General features: G+C 69.6%; 15 protein-coding genes. 12 read left to right on the top strand and 3 right to left on the bottom strand.

All coding sequences use genetic code 11. The features are described from left to right. Window positions 1–48 precede the first annotated feature (48 nt). From MLJ35_RS02555 to MLJ35_RS02535, 5 genes are all read left to right on the top strand, one after another. Window positions 49–360, top strand: coding sequence for a hypothetical protein (locus MLJ35_RS02555; protein WP_243382743.1), 312 nt, complete (start codon window positions 49–51; stop codon window positions 358–360). A gap of 68 nt (window positions 361–428) precedes the next feature. After that, window positions 429–1,610, top strand: coding sequence for a TolC family protein (locus tag MLJ35_RS02550; protein WP_243382741.1), 1,182 nt, complete (start codon window positions 429–431; stop codon window positions 1,608–1,610). Then, complete coding sequence (locus MLJ35_RS02545; RefSeq protein WP_243382740.1) at window positions 1,607–2,719, top strand: efflux RND transporter periplasmic adaptor subunit; 1,113 nt, start codon at window positions 1,607–1,609, stop codon at window positions 2,717–2,719. The genes MLJ35_RS02550 and MLJ35_RS02545 overlap by 4 nt, the downstream gene beginning before the upstream one ends. Next, window positions 2,712–5,789, top strand: coding sequence for an efflux RND transporter permease subunit (locus MLJ35_RS02540; protein ID WP_243382738.1), 3,078 nt, complete (start codon window positions 2,712–2,714; stop codon window positions 5,787–5,789). The genes MLJ35_RS02545 and MLJ35_RS02540 overlap by 8 nt, the downstream gene beginning before the upstream one ends. 101 nt (window positions 5,790–5,890) lie before the next feature. Continuing rightward, the gene (locus MLJ35_RS02535; RefSeq protein ID WP_243382736.1) at window positions 5,891–6,718 is read left to right on the top strand and encodes a transporter; all 828 of its coding nucleotides are present in this window, start codon (window positions 5,891–5,893) and stop codon (window positions 6,716–6,718) included. 18 nt (window positions 6,719–6,736) lie between these two features. Here MLJ35_RS02535 and MLJ35_RS02530 read toward each other — a convergent pair whose 3' ends face one another. Then, window positions 6,737–9,148, bottom strand: coding sequence for a TonB-dependent receptor (locus tag MLJ35_RS02530; RefSeq protein WP_243382735.1), 2,412 nt, complete (start codon window positions 9,146–9,148; stop codon window positions 6,737–6,739). Window positions 9,149–9,294: 146 nt separating this feature from the next. On the opposite strand from MLJ35_RS02530, the gene MLJ35_RS02525 reads away from it, so the two are divergent. From MLJ35_RS02525 to MLJ35_RS02515, 3 genes are read left to right on the top strand one after another with little or no spacing between them, the layout of a single operon-like run. Next, on the top strand, window positions 9,295–10,527 hold the full coding sequence (locus MLJ35_RS02525) for an efflux RND transporter periplasmic adaptor subunit (protein WP_243382733.1): 1,233 nt from the start codon (window positions 9,295–9,297) through the stop codon (window positions 10,525–10,527). A 7-nt stretch (window positions 10,528–10,534) separates the two neighbouring features. Then, the gene (locus tag MLJ35_RS02520; RefSeq protein ID WP_243382731.1) at window positions 10,535–11,761 is read left to right on the top strand and encodes an ABC transporter permease; all 1,227 of its coding nucleotides are present in this window, start codon (window positions 10,535–10,537) and stop codon (window positions 11,759–11,761) included. A 2-nt stretch (window positions 11,762–11,763) separates the two neighbouring features. Next, window positions 11,764–13,047: an ABC transporter permease gene (locus tag MLJ35_RS02515; RefSeq protein WP_243382729.1), complete on the top strand. Its 1,284-nt coding sequence runs from the start codon at window positions 11,764–11,766 to the stop codon at window positions 13,045–13,047. A gap of 130 nt (window positions 13,048–13,177) precedes the next feature. Here the strand turns inward: MLJ35_RS02515 and MLJ35_RS02510 are convergent, their stop codons facing one another. Further along, complete coding sequence (locus MLJ35_RS02510) at window positions 13,178–13,576, bottom strand: OsmC family protein (protein WP_243382728.1); 399 nt, start codon at window positions 13,574–13,576, stop codon at window positions 13,178–13,180. Between the two features lie 155 nt (window positions 13,577–13,731). On the opposite strand from MLJ35_RS02510, the gene MLJ35_RS02505 reads away from it, so the two are divergent. Both MLJ35_RS02505 and MLJ35_RS02500 read left to right on the top strand, forming a co-directional pair. Further along, the gene (locus tag MLJ35_RS02505; RefSeq protein WP_243382726.1) at window positions 13,732–14,643 is read left to right on the top strand and encodes an MBL fold metallo-hydrolase; all 912 of its coding nucleotides are present in this window, start codon (window positions 13,732–13,734) and stop codon (window positions 14,641–14,643) included. Window positions 14,644–14,665: 22 nt separating this feature from the next. Then, window positions 14,666–15,178 (top strand): DUF6125 family protein, encoded by a 513-nt coding sequence (locus tag MLJ35_RS02500; protein WP_243382723.1) that lies wholly within the window; start codon window positions 14,666–14,668, stop codon window positions 15,176–15,178. Window positions 15,179–15,206: 28 nt separating this feature from the next. Here MLJ35_RS02500 and MLJ35_RS15800 read toward each other — a convergent pair whose 3' ends face one another. After that, on the bottom strand, window positions 15,207–15,335 hold the full coding sequence (locus tag MLJ35_RS15800) for a hypothetical protein (RefSeq protein ID WP_275976292.1): 129 nt from the start codon (window positions 15,333–15,335) through the stop codon (window positions 15,207–15,209). 54 nt (window positions 15,336–15,389) lie between these two features. On the opposite strand from MLJ35_RS15800, the gene MLJ35_RS02495 reads away from it, so the two are divergent. Then, window positions 15,390–16,433: a M28 family peptidase gene (locus MLJ35_RS02495; RefSeq protein WP_243382722.1), complete on the top strand. Its 1,044-nt coding sequence runs from the start codon at window positions 15,390–15,392 to the stop codon at window positions 16,431–16,433. A 23-nt stretch (window positions 16,434–16,456) separates the two neighbouring features. Beyond that, window positions 16,457–17,869, top strand: coding sequence for a pyridoxal phosphate-dependent decarboxylase family protein (locus MLJ35_RS02490; RefSeq protein ID WP_243382720.1), 1,413 nt, complete (start codon window positions 16,457–16,459; stop codon window positions 17,867–17,869). Window positions 17,870–18,138: the final 269 nt, after the last annotated feature.

The following is an 18,138-nucleotide window of genomic DNA, read 5'->3' as shown; positions in this document are numbered from 1 at the left end:
ATGGACACCATGTTGAAAGAAACCCTGAGACGAGCCGCAGCTGGCCTGATGCTGGCGCTCGTCCTGGTTTATCTGCTCCATGCCGTCTGGCACGCCGCGGCGGGAGAGGTGCCCCATTCGGCCCACGGGGAAGCCGTGGTGGTGGAGATGGATCCCTTCGTCTTCGCCGAATCCCAGACCGGGGACGGCCTGGTGGGCTGCCACTTCTTCTGCAACCACGGCTGTCCGTTCCCGCCCCTGCCCGAGCCCCCCGCCCTGCCGGCCTCACTGCCCTCGTCCGCCTTCGAATCCCGCCCCGCGGACCGCCTCTGCGGCCCCTCCGCCCAGCCTGAAAAGGCCCCGCCCCGGTTCCTCGCCTGATTGCGACCACCGTCCGCCTGCTCTGGTGACACCAGGGAGGCTTCGAATGTCCCTTTCATGAGGCAACCATGCTCCGATCCCTCCTGCCGGGGGCGCTGGCCTGCGCCCTGTCGGCCCAGGCCCCGGCCCCACCCCTCACCTACGACTCCCTTCTGGCGAAGGCCAGGCCCGACCCCTGGCTCCTGAGGCTGGAGGCCGACCTCGCGGCCCGGCAGCGCCACCTCGCCGCCACGGGCGGGGTTCTGAAGGAGGGCCCCACCCTCATGGCCGAAGGTGGCCGCCGCGTGGGCCCCTCCGCCACAACCACTGACAAGGTCGCCCAGGTGGACGCCCCCCTCCTGCTGGCGCCTGCAACCCGGGGCAAGGCCCGGCGGACCCTCGACGCCACGGAGCGCACCACTCTGGCCCTGGGCCGCGCCGAAACCCATCAGCGCCTGCGCCTGGCCTACCTCGACGCCTGGCTGGCCCAGGCGCAGCTGGACCTGAAGGCCGGCCAGTCCGAAGTCACCGAGACTTGGCTCCGGGTGGCCACCGCCCGGGTGGACTCCGGATCGGATCCCGCCTACCAGGTGGACCTGGTCCGCGGCGATCTCGTCCGGCAGCGGGCGGAGCTGGGGGAGGCCCATCGGCGCCTGGCCGAGGCCTGGGCCGCCCTCCGCACCCTGGCCGACCTGCCGGCCCAGCCCGAACCTTTGGCGGATCCAGGCCCGGCCGCCCTGCCGGATCCGGCGGCCCTCCCCGGTGCCTTCGAATCCGGCCTCGCCCGCCGGGCCCTGGCGGACCGGCTGGCCTCGGAGGAGGCGGCGTTCCTGCTCCAGCAGGCGGTCCAGTCCTCCCGCTGGTCCCTCCGGGGGAGCTACGCCTCGGAAGGCGACGAGCGTATCACCAGCCTGGGTGTGGCCTTTCGGCTGCCCCGCGCGGGCGAGCTGGGAGCCCAACGGCGCGAAGCGTCCGCGGGCCAGGCTGCGTTGCGGCGCGAGGGCGAATCCGCCCAGCTGCAGCTCGCCTCCCGCTTCGAGACCGCCCTCGCCCGCCTCAAGGCCTTCGGGGATCCGCAGGAGGCCCGCGGGTTCGAGGCCTCTCTCCGGGCCGTGGATCTCCGCCTCCAGGAGGGGAAGGAGCGGCCCTCCGAAGCCCTCCTTCTCCGGCGTCAGCTGCTGGAGGCCGAATCCGCGGCCCTCCAGCGGCGGCGCGACGCCCACGCCCTCATGGCCGAACTCGACCTTCTGACCCTTGGAGATGCCCGATGAACCGGTTCGTCCTTCCCTCTCTGACTCTGGCCGCGCTGCTGGGCCTGGGGGGCTGCAAGCCCACCCCGCCCGCCTCGGCGGATCCCGCCCCGGCCCCAGGCGCGGGGCCCTCCGTGGACCGCGTGTCCCTCGCGGCCGTGCAGAGCGGCCTGCACCTCCTGGAGGCTCCGGCCCCCTCCGATCTGACGGTCTGGTTCCCCGCCGAGGCCGCCGGCGACGAGTCCGCCCAGGCGCTGCTCACGGCCCCCGTGAGCGGCCTGGTGGCCTCCGCGCCCGCCGCTCCCGGCCGTCCCGTGGCCAAGGGGGCGCCCCTGCTCGTCCTGCGAAGCCCGGAGCTGGCGGACCTGAAGTCTCGCTGGCTCACGGCCCAGGCCCGCCTCCGGCGCGCCCAGACCGACCTGGCGCGCGAGCAGCGCCTCGCCGCCGCCCAGGCCGGGGCCAAGCGGGACCTGGAGTCCGCAGAAGCCGAGCACGCCTCGGCGTCCGCAGAAGCCGAATCCGCCCGCATCGCCCTGCAGGCCCGAGGTGTGACCCCGGAGAAGGCCGACGGCACCTACGTCCTCCACGCCCCCGCGGCGGGGACAGTGGTGGCCTGGAAGGCTCGGCTGGGCCAGGGCGTGGCCATGAACGAGGAGCTGGGCACCTTCCAGGCCGCCTCCGCCTCCCTGGCCATCCTGGAGCTGCCACCCCCGGCTCCCGCCTGGAGGCTCGGCAGCCGGACGGCCGTGCGCAGTGAGAACCGGACCTGGAAGGCCGAGGTCTCAGGCCTGCCCGCAACCATGGGCGAAATGACCCACCGCATGACCTACCGCCTGCGGCTCTCCGGCGCCCCCCTGCCGATCCCCGGCATGCCGCTGGAGGTCCAGGTGCCCGTGGGACGGGGCATCCTCCTGTCGACCGCCGCGCTCCAGCAGGTCGAGGGCGTTTGGGGCGTGTTCCTCCAGGAAGGGGACCAGGCCCGGTTCCAACCCGTGAGGCGCGGGCCGGACTCCGGCCGCAGCACCCTCGTGCTGGACGGCATCCCCGTCGGGGCCAAGGTGGTCACGGACGGATCCTACCTCCTCAAGTCGAAGCTCATGCGCCTGAAGACCGGAGGCGGCGATGAGTGAGACCCACAAGCTGCTCACCCGCTGGTTCACCTGGCTCCTCCCCAAGCGGGGCCTCGTCTACGGCGCCACGATCCTGCTGGCCTTCCTGGGCGTCCTCACCTTCTTCAACCTGAAGCGGGACCTCATCCCCGACCTGTCCCTGCCCTCGCTGCAGCTGCTCATCCAGAGCCCCGGGCGCGCCGCCAGCGAGCTGGAGCTCACCGTGGCCCAACCGGTGGAGCAGGCCGTCGGCGGATTGCCGGGCGTGAAGCGCGTGGTGAGCACCGTCCAGGCCGGCCTGGTCCAGGTGGTGATCGCCTTCGAGAGCGGCACCGATCCATGGCGCTCCCGCCAGCTGGTGGGCGAGCGCCTGGCTTCCATCATGGGCGGCTTCCCGCCGGGCACCCTCTCGCCCCTCGTGACCAGCGCCGCCGGTCGGCTCCAGGAGATTCAGGAGCTGGTGCTCACCGGCGCGACCGTGGGCCCCGTCGCCATCCGCGACCACGCGGTGAAGGTCATCGTCCCCCGGCTCCAGGCCATCCCGGGCGTGGCCCGCGTGGAGGCCCTGGGCGGCGAGGCGCGGCAGGTCCAGGTGCTCCTCCGCCCCGACCGCATGCGGCTCCTGGGAGTGCCCCTGGGCCGCGCCATGGAGGCCCTCGAAGGCAGCGACCAGGATGCCGGCGCCGGCATCCTCGAGTTGCAGGACAAGGGCTGGTTCGTCACCCTCGGCAGCGCCGCGCCCAACCCGGACGAGATCCGCAGGCTGCCCATCCAGACCCAGCGGGGCACCGTGTACCTGGGCGAAATCGCGGATGTTCAGGAGGGCGCAGGGTTCCGCCGGGGCATGGCCGTCTACCGGGGTGCCGAGGCGGTCTCCCTGCGGGTGGTGAAGCAGCCCACCGCCGAGGCCCTCAGCACGGCCCAAGCCGTGGTGGATGCCCTGCCGGAGCTTCGCAAGGGCCTGCCGGAGGGTATGCAGCTCCAGATGTTCTACGACCAGGGCGAGTTCGTCCGGCACGCCCTCAGCGGCGTAACCGTGGCCCTCATGCTGGGCGGCGGCTTCGTGGGCCTGGTGCTGGTGGTCCTGCTGGGCAACCTCCGGGGCGCTCTGGTGGTGATCGTCATGCTGCCCCTCGCCACCCTCGGCGCTGCGATCCCCCTCACGCTCATGGACCTGGGCCTCAACGCCCTGACCCTGGGCGGCCTGGCCATCGCCGTGGGCCTGCTGGTGGACGCGGGCGTGATCATGGTGGAGAACCTCACCCACCGGCTCCACGAGCACCCGAGCCTCACCCGCGGAGGCCGGCGAAGAGTCCTCATCGAAGCCGCGGCCGAGGTGGGCATCCCCATCCTCATCGCCGTGCTGGTGATCCTGGCCGTGTTCATCCCCCTCCTGGCCATCGGCGGCGTGGCCGGGCGCCTCTACGCGCCCCTGGCCGTGGCGGTGGGATCTGCCATGATCCTCAGCCTCATCCTGAGCTTCACCCTCGTGCCCACGCTGGTGGAGCGATTCCTGCCACCCGGCACCGTGCTGGAGGAGCCCCGCTTCGTCACACGGCTCAAGGAGGTCTACCGGCCCGCCCTCACCTGGGCCCTGGGCCACGGCGCCAAGCTGCTGGCCGTGGCCGGCGGCGTGACCGCCCTCAGCCTCGTGCTGGCCATGGGCCTGGGAAGCAACTTCCTGCCCACCCTCGACGAGGGTGCCTACATCATGACGCCCAACTTCCCCGCCGAGACCAGCCTGGAGGCCGTGGACCAGGGCAACCGGCTGCTAGGCCAGGCCATCCGCCAAGTCCCCGGCGTGAAGGACTTCTACCGGCGCACCGGCCGGGGCGATGTCACCGAGGACCCCATGCCCCACTACTCCAGCGACATCCTCGTGCTGCTGGACCCCAAGGCCGACCCCCGGAAGGTTGAGGCCGACCTCGGCGCCCTCGCCGAGCGGATGCCCTATCCGGTGGAGCTCACCACACCCATGAACATGAAGATCTCCGAGGGCCTGGGCGGCACCCCCGCCGACCTCCAGATCAAGCTCTTCAATCCCGACCCGGCCTCGGTGGACACCGTCCTGCCGGACCTTCGCGCCAAGCTAACGGCGCTGCCCTCCGTCCGGTCCGTGGCTCCTGACACCGGTGGCCCCCTGCCCAAGTGGCAGGTGGTCATCGACGACAAGGACCTGCGCCACCTGGGCGTCCCGCGGCCGCTGCTGCTCCAGACGCTGCAGGCCGCCCTCCAGGGCATCGAGACGGCCCCACGCTACGATGGCCCCCAGCGCATCGGCCGCGTGGTGAGGTTCCAGATCGCGGGCGAGGTCACCCCCGAACGGCTCCAGCGCCTGCCACTGGTGCTGGAGGATGGCCGCGTGCTGGAGCTGGGTCAGGTGGTGCGCTTCGAGGAGACCACCACGCCCAGCATGATCCGGCGCGAATCCGCCCAGCGGCGGCTGGCCCTGAACCTGCGATCCGAAGGCGACCTGGGCGGGACCGCGAAGCAGGTGGACCGCCTGCTGGCCTCGTACCCTCTTCCCAAGGGCACCGTGGTCAAGCTGGGCGGCCGCATCGAGGAGGCCCGGGAGACCCAGCAGCGCCTGCTCATCGCCATCGCCGTGGCCCTGGGCATCGTGGTGGGCCTGCTCTACCTGGCCCTCAACCGCTGGTGGGAGGTGGCCGTGGTCCTCGCCACCCTGCCCAACGCCTTCGCCGGCGGCCTCTTCGGCCTCTGGCTGGCCCGGGAGACCTGGAACGTGAGCTCCATCGTCGGCATGATCGGCCTCTTCGGCGTGGCCGTGCAGAACAGCCTGGTGCTCATCACCCAGACCAAGGACCTCATGGCCTCGGGACTCCCCCTGCGCGAGGCCGTGCTGGAGGCCAGCCTGGGCCGCGTGCGGCCCAAGCTCATGACCGCTGGCGCCGCCATCCTCGGCCTGCTGCCCATGCTTCTGGGTTTCGGCGGCAGCGAGCTGGAGCGCCCCCTGGCCATCGTCATGGTGGGCGGCCTGGTGACCTCCACCCTGTTCACCCTGCTGGTGCTCCCCAGCTTCTACGAGTGGGTGGGCAAACGCCGGGGCCTGGACGAACCCATCCAGCCCTGAGCCCCGAATAGCCCTGGACCCGCGTCGCCATCGAGGTGACGCGGGTCACTTCTGTACCTGGAGGTCTTGAATTACTAAATAAAGAGACTCAGTCTCAAAACATGCGACATTCCACCCTCCTCCCCTCCCTGCTTCTATCCCTCGCCACGGCGGCCTCCGTCCTCCATGCACAGCAGCCGCCGAAGGAGGTGCCCATCCAGGACAACTCCTTCCTGCTGGAGGAGGCCTACAACCAGGAACCGGGCGTCATCCAGCACATCTCGACCTTCACCCGCCTCCGGCAGAGCGGCGACTGGGTCTATACCTTCACGGAGGAGTGGCCGATGGGCGGCCAGGCGCACCAGCTGAGCCTCACGGTGCCGGTTCAGCGCCTCGCCTCCTCGCCGGACGGAGGGCGCCGCGGGTTCGGCGACATGGCCCTGAACTACCGCTACCAGGTGCTGGGCGATGGCGATGCGACCGTGGCCTTCTCGCCCCGCCTGTCCCTGCTCTTTCCCACGGGGAACCACAACCAGGGCCGGGGGAACGGGCATCTGGGCTTCCAGGCCAACCTGCCCCTCAGCGTCGTGATGGCCGACCGCCTCGTCACGCACATGAACCTCGGCTGCACCTACACGCCCCATGCGGAGGATCTTCTGGGGAACCAGGCCGACATCACCACCTGGAACATCGGTCAGAGCTTCATCTGGCTGGCCCGGCAGGACCTGAACCTGATGCTGGAGTTCGCCTACACGAGCGGCGAGGTGGTGGCCGGTCCCGGCCTGCGCCAGCCCACGCAGAGCGCCTTCGTGGCGCCCGGGGTGCGCTGGGCGTGGAACCTGCCGAGGGGTCTCCAGGTGGTGCCCGGCCTCGCCGCCATGGTGGGCGTGGGGCCCAGCCGGGGCGAGCGCGGAATCTTCCTCTACCTCAGCTTCGAGCACCCACTCTGAAACCGTTCTTGGGCCGTCTCAGAACGTCCACCTCACCCGGGCGGCCAAGGTGCGCGGCGGGATGACGTGGGTGCCGCCGAAGGCGCTGAGGAAGTTGTAGAGGCCCTTCTCGTCCGTGGCGTTCAGCAGGTCCAGGCCCACCGACAGCTTCTGCCCGTTCTTGAGCGTCCACGCCTGCCCGGCGTTGAGGTTCAGGATGGTGCGGGACTTGATGCGGTGGTTGAGGCCCACCAGGCTGTCGGTCTCCGTCCGGACGTAGGGGATGCCGAAGGCGTAGTCGGGATTCCCGGCGACGGTGGCGGGGTCGCCCGCCTCCAGGCCCGAGTCGTAACGCGCGGAGGCCTGGGCGAAGAAGCCGCCCTGCTCGTAGCGCACGCCCAGCTGGGCCGTGAGCTTCTGGTCGTGGTCGATGAGGTACGGCGTTCCGTCGGGGCCGTTCACCGTGGGATCGGCGGAGTCGAGGCCCCCGAGGGTCGGGCTGTAGTAGAGCGTCCGGACGGTGCCCGCGCTGAGGTAGGCGGACCAGCCTTGGATCGGCACCGTGTCCACCCTGAGGTCCAGGCCATGGAAGCGCCCCTTCCAGGCGGAGATGGGGAAGAGGATGCCCGTGTTCAGGAACTGGCTGTTGTCGGCGGAGTTCCGGCTGCCCTTCCACCAGTAGTCGAGGCTGACGCGGGCCACCTGGCCCAGCTGCTGCTCCAGACCCACCAGGTAGCTGTCCTGGGTCTCGGCCCGGAGCTGGGGCACCGGCGTGGCGGACTGGGTGACCAGGCTCCAGGCGGTCTGGGAGGTGGAGAAGGCCAGGTTCTCGTTCTCCGGCGTGATGAGCAGCCGGTCGTAGACCACCCGAACCAGGGTGCCGATCCCCGGCAGCGCGTAGGTGACGCCCAGCCTCGGCTGGAGCTCGCTCTGGGTGAAGTCCCGTCCCTGGTAGCGGTCGAAGCGGAGGCCCAGGGCGAAGGTCCAGCGCCCGGCCTTCAGGTCGTCCTGGATGTAGGCCGAGGCCAAGGAGGGCGCGAAGCCTTCCGCGAAGCGCAAGATATTCCCGCCTCCGGCAGGGGTGTAGGGATAGAGCGGGTCCGAGGGCCCGGAGACCTGGGCCTGGTCGGTGATGGCCAGGTCGAAGCGCTCGTGCAGGGGATAGCGCACGATCTGGAGGCCCACCTTGAAGGTGTTGTCGCCGTTTCGCTGGGTGTAGCCCGCCTGGGCGCCCTGGTTGTCCAGGCGCCGGTCGGAGCGGATCCACACGGGGGTGTCCGGCCCGCCGCCGGTGAAGCCCGGCTGTAGGTCCCGGGTGGGGTCCAGGCGCGCAGTGGCGCCGCGGTAGTAGATCGCCATATCCAGGCTGCGGTCCACGCCCAGCAGGTGGGTCCAGCCCAGGTTCAGGTTCACGTCTGTGGTGTGGACCCGCTGGTCCTGCCCGGCGGCCTGCTGGGAGGCCAGGTTCACCACGTCCCGGTTGGTGCTGCCGCCGCTGGCGGAGAACCGGAGGATGTCGTTGGCGCCCAGCAGCCAGTCGAAGCGGGTGAAGAGGCGGTCCGTGGTCCCATGGTTGTGCAGGTTCTCGAAGTTCACGGGGTCGAGGAACCGGTCGCTCACGGAGGCGGCGCCAGTCACGAAGTATCCGAAGGAGGCCGATCCGCCGCGCGCCCCGAAGCCCAGCTCGCGGGTGCTGAACCGCGAGGCGCCCAGCGACACCTCGCCCTGGAAGGGCCGGGGCGAACCCAGGCCGGACTTGCTGGTGAGGTTCACCACGGCCGCCGGCTTCCCGCCGTACTCGGCGCTCACGCCGCCGGTGATGACCTCCATGCTCTCCACCTGGGAGGGGTCCAGGGAGTTCGAGAAGGTGGACTGCACCTGGTCCGTGACGGGCACCCCATCCACCACGTAGGTCACCTGCCCGTGGCTGCCGCGGAAGTGGAAGCGGCCGTTCTCGTCCTGGATGAACCCCGGCGTGGCGAGCAGGATGCTCTCCATGGCCCGGCTCTGCACGGCGGTGGGAATCTTCTCGATGGTGGAGCGGTCGATGTCGATGTGGGCCGAAGGGTGGGCCTCCACCAGGGACACCGTGTCCTCCACGGCCACCGTGGCGGAGGCCTGGGCGGCCTTCAGCCGCAGGTCGAGCTGGGTGGGCAGGTTGGAGCGGACCGAGATGTTCTGGTGGAGGTCCTGCATCCCCGGCGCCACCACCTCCAGGTGGTAGTCGCTGAAGGGGACGTTGTAGGCGGCGTAGGTGCCCGAGGCGTCCGTGACGACCGTCTGGCGGAATCCGGAGACCCGGTTCTCCAGGCGGACCTGGGCCTGGGGCACCGGCCTTCCCAGGTCGTCCAGCACCCGTCCGGCGAGGGTTCCGCTGCCCGCAGCGGCGGCGAATGCGGGCCCAGCCGCAAGAAGGGCTAGGATGGTGGGGCCGATGGGGGAGTGGGACAAGGCGGGTCCTCCAGATGAAATTATTTTCCAACTGGAGGGTTCGATCAATGGAAAACAATTTCATTTATGACGCCCAAGGCCACTAAACCCTTGGACCATCTGAGCGAAGATTGAGATGCGATCAGCCCGTTGGGGAGGCCTTTGACATGAAGCGGAAGCAGATGTGGATCCTCGGCGGAGGATTGGCGATCTTCGTGATTGCCGGCCTGAGCATCGCCGGCATGCGGGACAAGGGCATCGCCATCCAGGTGGCCACCGTGGCCCGGGAGAACCTGCAGGCCAAGGTGAGCGCCAACGGCAAGATCCAGGCGGTGACGAAGGCGGACATCTCCGCGAGCATCATGGGCCAGGTCACCCGCCTGGCCGTCAAGGAGGGCGACCGCGTCCACAAGGGCCAGTTCCTCATGGAGATCGATCCCCGCAGCGCCCGGGCCAACTCCGAGGCCATGCAGGCCAGCCTGCGCGCGGCCCAATCGGACCTGACCTCGGCCACCGCCAACCTCGCCCAGGCCAAGTCCGACTTCGACCGGGCGAAGGCCAACCGGGACGCGGGCATCATCTCTGCGGCGGATTTCGAGCGGGCGAGGACCGCCCTCGAGACCGCCCAGGCCGCGCAGGAGACGGCCCGCCGCCGCACGGACCAGGCCAAGGCCAACCTGAGCCAGTCCCACGTGGGCCTCGGCTTCTCCACCATCGCCGCGCCCATGGACGGCGTGGTCACCGCCCGCCGCATCGAGCTGGGCGAGACCGCCGTGCCCGGCATCCAGAACCAGCCCGGCACCGTGCTCCTCACCGTCTCCGACATGAGCAAGGTGGAGGCCGAGATGGAGGTGGATGAGGCGTCCATCCCCACCGTGAAGCTGGGCCAGGAGGCGCAGGTCCGCATCGACGCCTATCCCAACCAGATTTTCCAGGGCCAGGTCACGGAGGTGGGCGGCAGCCCCATTCTGAAGACCAGCGTGAACGACGCCACCAAATTCAAGGTGAAGGTGTGGATCAAGGATCCGCCCCTCACCATCAAGCCCGGCCTCTCCGCCCAGGCGGACATCTTCACCGGCAGCCGCGACCAGGCCCTGGCCATCCCCTTCCAGGCCCTCGTCATGCGCGAGATCAAGCTGAAGCCCGGCGAGACCCACAAGCCCGGCGCCCCCCGCGAGGAGGAAGGCGTCTTCGTCATGGAATCGGGCAAGGCCAAGTTCGTGGCCGTGAAGACGGGCCTCATGGGCGACCTCTCCGTGGAGGTGCTCTCCGGCCTCAAGGGCGGCGAGTCGCTCATCACCGGCCCCAACCGGGCGCTCCGCGACCTCAAGGGCGGCGAGGCGGTCCGGGTGGAGAAGGCGAAGAAGAAGGACAAGGACAAGGACGAGACCAAGTCCTGAGGCCCCCATGAACCCCACTGAACTCTTCCGCGCCTCCTTCCGGGCGATCCGGGCGCACACCCTGCGCAGCTTTCTCACGCTGCTGGGAGTCATCATCGGCGTGGCCACCATCGTGGCCGTGGTAGGGGTGATCTCCGGCCTGAACACCTACGTGAAGGAGAAGATCATCGTCCTGGCCCCGGACGTCTACGTCGTCCAGAAGTTCGGGATCATCCGGAGCCGGCGGGAGTTCATCGACGCCCTCAAGCGCCCGCCCATCACCTGGCAGGAGTATCAGCGCCTCTCCAGCGGCATCCTCAAGGAGTCCTCCCAGGTCTCCGCCGCCGCCGGCAACTCCATGCCCGTGCAGAGCGGGGACCGGCACCTGGACAGCATCGCCGTCATCGGCATCACCTCGAACTTCGCGGACCTGTTCAACCTGGAGTTCGAGGCCGGACGCTTCTTCTCAGACAACGAGGACCAGGGCGCCCTGAACGTCGCCGTCATCGGGGCCAACACCCGGGAGGAGCTGTTCCCCCACCTGGATCCGGTGGGCCGGACGATCCTGATCCGGGGCCTCCCCTTCCGCGTCATCGGGCTCATGCCCAAGCAGGGGCGGAGCATCGGCTTCAACCAGGACGGGCGCATCTACATCCCCCTCCAGGTCTACCGGAAGAACTTCATGGCCTCGAACGAGAGCCTGGAGCTGCAGATCAAGGCCCGGAACGGCGTGGAGGGCCTGGACGCCTCCATGGACGAGGTGCGGGCCCTGTTCCGCGCCATGCGGCACACCAGTTTCCGCAACCCCGACCCCTTCGGCCTCCTCACCCAGGAGAGCCTGCAGGAGCTCTGGAAGACCATCAGCAGCGCCGCCTTCATCCTGCTGATGCTGATCTCGAGCGTGAGCCTCGGCGTGGGCGGCATCGTGATCATGAACATCATGCTGGTGAGCGTGGTGGAGCGGACCCAGGAGATCGGCGTCCGCATGGCCCTGGGGGCCCGCAAGCGCGACATCCGCTACCAGTTCCTCCTGGAGGCCGCCCTGCTCTCCGCCGCCGGCGGCGTCATCGGCGTGCTGGTGGGCTCCCTCGGCGCCTTCACCGTGCGGGCCTTGGCGGACTTCCCCGCCCAGATCACGCCGGGCATCGTCCTCGTGGGCATCCTCCTCAGCACCCTCGTGGGCCTGGCCGCGGGCTTCCTGCCCGCGTACCGCGCCTCCAACCTCGTCGTCATCGACGCCATCCGGGCGGAGTGACCATGGCCAGCCGCAAAGCCGGATTCAGGGGCATCGGCAGCGAGAACGTCAAGTTCGCGTTCCGGGCCATGGTGGCCCAGAAGCTTCGGAGCTTCCTCACGCTCTTGGGCATCGTGGCGGGCGTGGCCACGGTCATCGCCATGGTGAGCTTCGTGTCGGGCTTCAACGACGCCGTGACTGACAGCTTCTCCAGCTTCGGCACCACCCTCGTGCAGTTCCAGAAGTACGAGCCCCGGTTCGGCGGCGGGCGCATCCCCGAGGACCAGAAGCGCCGCCGCGACCTCACCATCGAGGACGCCGAAGCCCTCAAGCAGACCGCCACGCTCGCCGCGGCCGTGTCCCAGGAGCGCTACCTCTTCGGCAACGACGCGGCGAACCTCAGCATCAAGACCCCCGAAGGCCAGGAGGGGAACAACCCCACCTTCGTCGGCACGAACCCCGACTACGCGCCGTCCAACAACTCCTTCGTCCAGGACGGGCGGTTCTTCGTGGACGCGGACGTGACCCACACGGCCCGCACCTGCGTGGTGGGCCCCATGACCGCCGAAGCCCTCTTCGGCAAGCGGGATCCCATCGGGCGCACGGTGCTCGTGAACGGCGTAGCCTTCAGCGTCATCGGGCTGCTGGAGAAGAAGGGCAGCTTCCTGGGCGGCGATGCGGACAACATCCTGCTCATCCCCATCAGCACCTTCGACGAGATGTTCCCCCAGGTGAAGAACGGCGGCGGGGACACCATCCACATCGCCACCGTGCCCAAGGACCCGAAGCGGATGTACGAGATGATGGATCAGGAGGTGGCCATTCTCCGGGCCCGGCGCGGACTTCGGGCCAGCCAGCCCAACGACTTCGCCATCTTCACCAGCGAGGCTCAGCTCAAGACCTTCCAGCAGATCACCGGCGGCATCGCGGGCGCCATGATCCTCATCGCCGCCATCGCGCTGCTGGTGGGGGGCGTGGGCGTCATGAACATCATGCTGGTAAGCGTCACCGAGCGCACCCGCGAGATCGGCGTGCGCAAGGCCCTGGGCGCCACGCGCCGGGACATCGCCATGCAGTTCCTGGTGGAGGCCATCAGCCTCACGGGCGTGGGCGGCGCCGTGGGCATCGCCGTGGGCCTGGGCATCGCCATGCTGGTGCGCCTGGTCTTCGAATTCCCCGCCGCCGCGCCCCTCTGGAGCATCGTCCTCGGCTTCGGCGTCAGCACGGCCGTGGGGCTCATCTTCGGGCTGTGGCCGGCGCTGAAGGCCGCCAAGCAGGATCCCATCGAGGCCCTCCGCTACGAGTAGCGGCGGGCCTCTGGATCCCGCGGCTCCGCCGACAACCCCCAGATCGGATGCGCCACTGGCGCATCCTCCCGCTCACCTTCGGTTCGCGGATGGGGCCCCGTCCCATCGAGGTGCTACGGTACGTGTAGCGTCAGCCCTCGACCAGGGTCTTCACGATGAACGCCGGGGGATGCTCGATGTGCTTCTTCACCGTGCACTGGCTGGCGGTGCGCACGAGGGCGTCGTGGTACTTCTCGGGGAACGTAGGCGGAACCAGGATCTCCAGCTCCACGCGCCCCACCATGCCCGTGGCGGGATCGGGGACCGTCCGCTGGACCAGCCGGATGCCCTCGGTCGGAAGCTCACGCTGGCGGCAGAAGTTCAGCACGTAGATGCCGGCGCAGGTGGCGAGGGAAGCCTGGAAGAGGGCGAAGGGGCTGGGCGCGGAGCCCTCGCCGCCGCCCTGGGGCGGCTGGTCCGTCATGACGGTGTAGGGTCCGAAGTGCGCATCGACGCGCGCGCCACCCGGGAAATCGACGACCATGTCCATGAACGGCTCCTCCTTGCAGAACCATCATGATCACATTATATTCTGTAATAATCAAATTAGAATATTGATCACCCGTCTGGAAGGCCGCCGGCCAAGCGAACAGGAGGCCGGGAATCCGCCGGGCGAGCGTGGAGCGGAACCCCAGGAGGCACGACATGACCAAGGCTGAGACGCAAGGCCCCGTGACGCTGCTGGACCTGAAGTTCCAGGTGGAGAACACGGTGGGGGCGTTCCTCGTCCGCACGTCCGAGGGGCCCGTCCTCGTGGAGACGGGGCCGGAGTCCCTCTACGAGCACCTCCGGGAAGCCGTAGAAGGCCAGGGCTTCACCCTGGAGGACATCCGCCACGTCTTCATCACGCACATCCACCTGGACCACGGCGGCGCCGCCTGGCGGCTGGCGCGCCACGGCGCGAAGATCCACGTCCATCCCAAGGGGGCCCGCCACCTCCAGGATCCGGCCAAGCTGCTGGACTCGGCCCGGCGCATCTACGGCGATGCCATGGAGCGCCTGTGGGGCCGGCTCGAGCCCATCGACGCGGACCGCATCGCGCCCATGGAGGACGGTGAGACCGCGCGCCTCGGCGGCACCTCCATCCAGGCCATCCACACCCCGGGCCACGCCATCCACCACATCACCTACCGCCTGGACGACGGGCTCTTCACCGGCGACGTGGGCGGCATCCGCATCGGCCACGGCCCCACCATCCCGCCCTTCCCGCCCCCGGACATCGACCTGGAGGCCTGGCGGGAATCCATCCGCCGCATGCGGGCAGCCCGCCCCGCCTTCATCTATCCCACCCACTTCGGCATCAAGCGCGATGGCGAGGCCCACTTCGACTCGCTGGAGGAGAACATCCACCGCATCGCCGAGTGGGTGCGCCAGCAGCTCGCGGCGGGCACCCCCGAAGAGGCCATGGTCCCCCGCTTCCAGGCCTTCCTGAACGGCCTGCTGGCCGGATACGGGCTGGATGACCAGGCCATCGAGGATTACGAGATCGCCGATCCCGCCTTCATGAGCGTCTACGGCCTGGCGCGCTACTGGCGGAAGAAGGACGGCCTCGCCTGATCTCTGTGGAGAGGAACCCACCATGAACCCCTACGAATCCATGAGCCGCGAGGATCTGCTCCGGGCTCTCGAGATGTTCGCCAAGAACTGGCTGGCCCACGACGGCTGCTGGTTCCTGGCCGCCGAGGAACGCGACGGCATGGACGCGGCCATCGAGCTGGACGCCCTGGCCTGGAAGCGCTTCGCCCAGGCCGAGGCCAAACGAATCATGGAGACCTTCGCTGTGCCCGCCGGCGGCGGCCTGGAGGCCCTGGAGAAGGCACTGGATCACCGCATGTACGCCTTCATCAACGAGCAGCACGCCGAATGGTCCGAGGACCGGGATGAGCTGACCTTCGTCATGGACCGCTGCCGCGTGCAGGAGACCCGCCGCCGGAAGGGGCTGCCCGACTTCCCCTGCCGCCCGGTGGGGGAGGTGGAGTTCAATGCCTTCGCCCACGCCGTCGACCCCCGCATTGAGGTGAGCTGCCGCCACTGCCCGCCGGACGCCCCCGAAGGCGCCTACTGCGCCTGGAGGTTCCGGCTGAAGGGCTGAAGGGCCGCTCGCCGCGCCACCAGCGGCCTCACGGCGGCCCCAGGTCGAGATCGCCCGCGAGGGCCACGGCCAGAGCCTTCATCTTGGCCGGCGTGGCCCTCCCCAGGCGCGTCGCGAGGTGCAACTTGTCCCTGCTGAACACAGGGAGCGGATTCAAATCCTTTTCCGATATCGAACCGTGCCGCGATCCGGTACCGGCACACTTTGGGCCATGGACGCCCTCGACCCCCCCGCTCGTTCCGTCGTGCCGGAGGCCTTCCGGCAGGAGGACCGTCGACGCCGCTGGAAGGTCCTGGCCGCCTTGACGGGGTTCCTGCTGGCCTCCGCCAGCGGCACCGCCCTGCTGGTGACCCAGCCCGTCTTCGCCGGGCGCACCACCGACGATGTCCCCGCGGGATCTCCGGAGCGCCTGGAGGCCGATGTCCGGCTGCTCTCGGAATCCTGCGCGCCCCGGGACTGGCTCGGCGCCGGCCTGCCGAAGGCCGCCGACGCGATCGCCCTGGCCTTCCAGAAGGCAGGCGGTCGGGTGGCGCGTCAGTCCTTCGAGGTCCGCGGGCACGCCGTCACCAACGTAATCGCCTCCTTCGGCCCCGAGACCGGAACCCGCATCGTGGTGGGTGCCCACTACGACGCCTGCGGGGAACTGCCCGGCGCGGACGACAATGCCAGCGGGGTGGCCTGCCTGCTGGAGCTGGCCCGGGCCCTCGGCCAGGCCCCGCCGGCCGGGCGGGTGGACCTGGTGGCCTACACGCTGGAGGAGCCCCCCTTCTTTCGCACCCCGGACATGGGCAGCGTCAGGCACGCCCGCCTGCTGAGGGAGGCCGGGAGCGAGGTGCAGGCCGTGATCGTCCTGGAGATGGTGGGCCGCTTCACCGAGGCCCCCGGCAGCCAGCGATACCCTTCGACCCTCCTCGATCTGCTGTACCCCGACCGGGGGAACTTCCTCCTGGTGGCCGGGCGATTCGCCGACATCGGCCTGACCCGCCAGGTGAAGGCCGCCTTCCGGTCCGCCTCGCCCCTTCCCGTGCGCTCCCTGAACGGCCCGCGCTGGATCCCCGGCATGGATTTCTCGGACCACTACCCCTACTGGGACCAGGGGTTCCCGGCCGTCATGCTCACGGACACGGCCTTCTACCGGAACGGGGACTACCACACGGACCGCGACACCGCTGACCGGCTGGACTACGGGCGGATGGCCCAGGTGGTCCGGGGCGTGCATGCCGCCGTGACCAGGCTCGCCATGCGGGCACCCTAGAGGAATGCGGGCACACTAGAGGCATGGACGCCAACGAATTCCGCCGCCTCGGTTACCAGCTCGTGGACTGGATCGCGGACTACCGCGAGAACCTCGAGCGTCTCCCCGTCATGAGCCGGGTGCAGCCCGGCGACATCCGCGCCGCCTTCCCGGACCACCCGCCCCAGCACGGAGGCCGTGTGGCCCAGGCCCTGGCGGCCCTCGAGCGGGACGTGCTGCCCGGCATCACCCACTGGAACCATCCATCCTTTTTCGCCTACTTCCCCAGCAACACCAGCTACAGCTCGATCCTCGGCGACTTGGCCGCCTCGGGCCTGGGCGCCCAGGGCATGAGCTGGCAGACCAGCCCCGCCGCCACCGAAGTCGAAGAGGTGGTCATGGACTGGCTGCGCCAGATGGTGGGCCTGAGCCCCGCCTTCACCGGCGTCATCCACGACACCGCCAGCACCGCCACCTTCACGGCCCTGCTCTGCGCCCGGGAGAAGGTCTCGGACTACGCCCAGAACACGGAAGGCCTCCAGAGCGGGGAGGCGCCACTGGTGGTCTATGCCTCGGACCAGGCCCACAGCTCCATCGAGAAGGCCGCGCTGCTGGCGGGTTTCGGCCGCACCTTCCTGCGGCTCATCCCCACGGACGAGAACCACGCCATCCGGATCGATCTGCTGCAGGCGGCCATCGAGAAGGACATCGAGATCGGCCTGCGCCCCTGCGCCCTCGTGGGCGCCGTGGGCACCACGGCCACCACGGCCCTGGATCCCTTGCCCGCCCTGGCGGACCTCGCCGAGAAGCACGGCATGTGGCTCCACGTGGATGCGGCCATGGCGGGCACGGCCATGGTGCTGCCCGAGTGCCGCTGGATGTGGGAGGGCATTGAGCGGGCGGACAGCCTGGTGTTCAACCCCCATAAGTGGATGGGCGTGGGCTTCGACCTCAGCGCCTACTACGTCCGCGATCCCCAGCACCTCATCCGCGTGATGAGCACCAACCCCAGCTACCTGCGCACGGCCCAGGACGGCCAGGTGAGCAACTTCCGCGACTGGCACATCCAGCTGGGCCGCCGCTTCCGGGCGCTCAAGCTCTGGTTCTACCTCATGGATGTGGGCGTGGAGGGTCTCCAGGCCCGCATCCGACGCGACCTGGCGAACGCCCAGTGGCTGAAGGACCAGGTGGACGCCGCCCCGGAGTGGGAGCGCCTGGCTCCCGTGCCCCTCCAGACCCTCTGCCTCCGCCACCTCAAGCCCGGCCTGGACGAGACCGCCCTGGCCCAGCACAACCTGGACCTCGCCCGCCGCATCAACGAGGGCGGCGCCGCCTACCTCACCCCCTCGATGCTCAAAGGCCGCCAGATCCTCCGTGTGAGCATCGGCGCCGAGCCCACCGAGCACCGCCACGTCGAGGCCCTGTGGCAGGCCCTAAAGGCCGCGGCCGAGGCCTGAACCGCAGAACGCGAAGAGCGCGACGACGCCCTTCGGGCGTGCGAAGGGGTTCTGACCCACCCTTGCCATTCGCGATCTTCGCGCTTTCTTCGCGCCCTTCTTTTCCCGTTTTCCATTGCATCAAGCGGCCTCGATCCGGCACACTTGGCGCACCATGATTCCTGTCGTGACCTTCAACCCTCGCCCTAGCCACCCTATGACCGGCCGACCGGTTGGAGGGCTTTGAGCTAGTCGCCAGGACGATCCGCTCACATCCACCCCCGGGCCGC

The sequence above is a fragment of the Geothrix alkalitolerans genome (assembly GCF_022808885.1).
Classification (GTDB): Bacteria; Acidobacteriota; Holophagae; order Holophagales; family Holophagaceae; genus Geothrix; species Geothrix alkalitolerans.
This window is presented reverse-complemented; position numbering and strand designations above follow the sequence as displayed.

Coding starts and splice junctions, on each gene's coding strand:
- MLJ35_RS02555 (WP_243382743.1), top strand. CDS start 49: ATGCTGGCGCTCGTCCTGGTTTATCTGCTCCATGCCGTCTGGCACGCC.
- MLJ35_RS02550 (WP_243382741.1), top strand. CDS start 429: ATGCTCCGATCCCTCCTGCCGGGGGCGCTGGCCTGCGCCCTGTCGGCC.
- MLJ35_RS02545 (WP_243382740.1), top strand. CDS start 1,607: ATGAACCGGTTCGTCCTTCCCTCTCTGACTCTGGCCGCGCTGCTGGGC.
- MLJ35_RS02540 (WP_243382738.1), top strand. CDS start 2,712: ATGAGTGAGACCCACAAGCTGCTCACCCGCTGGTTCACCTGGCTCCTC.
- MLJ35_RS02535 (WP_243382736.1), top strand. CDS start 5,891: ATGCGACATTCCACCCTCCTCCCCTCCCTGCTTCTATCCCTCGCCACG.
- MLJ35_RS02525 (WP_243382733.1), top strand. CDS start 9,295: ATGAAGCGGAAGCAGATGTGGATCCTCGGCGGAGGATTGGCGATCTTC.
- MLJ35_RS02520 (WP_243382731.1), top strand. CDS start 10,535: ATGAACCCCACTGAACTCTTCCGCGCCTCCTTCCGGGCGATCCGGGCG.
- MLJ35_RS02515 (WP_243382729.1), top strand. CDS start 11,764: ATGGCCAGCCGCAAAGCCGGATTCAGGGGCATCGGCAGCGAGAACGTC.
- MLJ35_RS02510 (WP_243382728.1), bottom strand. CDS start 13,576: ATGGACATGGTCGTCGATTTCCCGGGTGGCGCGCGCGTCGATGCGCAC.
- MLJ35_RS02505 (WP_243382726.1), top strand. CDS start 13,732: ATGACCAAGGCTGAGACGCAAGGCCCCGTGACGCTGCTGGACCTGAAG.
- MLJ35_RS02500 (WP_243382723.1), top strand. CDS start 14,666: ATGAACCCCTACGAATCCATGAGCCGCGAGGATCTGCTCCGGGCTCTC.
- MLJ35_RS02495 (WP_243382722.1), top strand. CDS start 15,390: ATGGACGCCCTCGACCCCCCCGCTCGTTCCGTCGTGCCGGAGGCCTTC.
- MLJ35_RS02490 (WP_243382720.1), top strand. CDS start 16,457: ATGGACGCCAACGAATTCCGCCGCCTCGGTTACCAGCTCGTGGACTGG.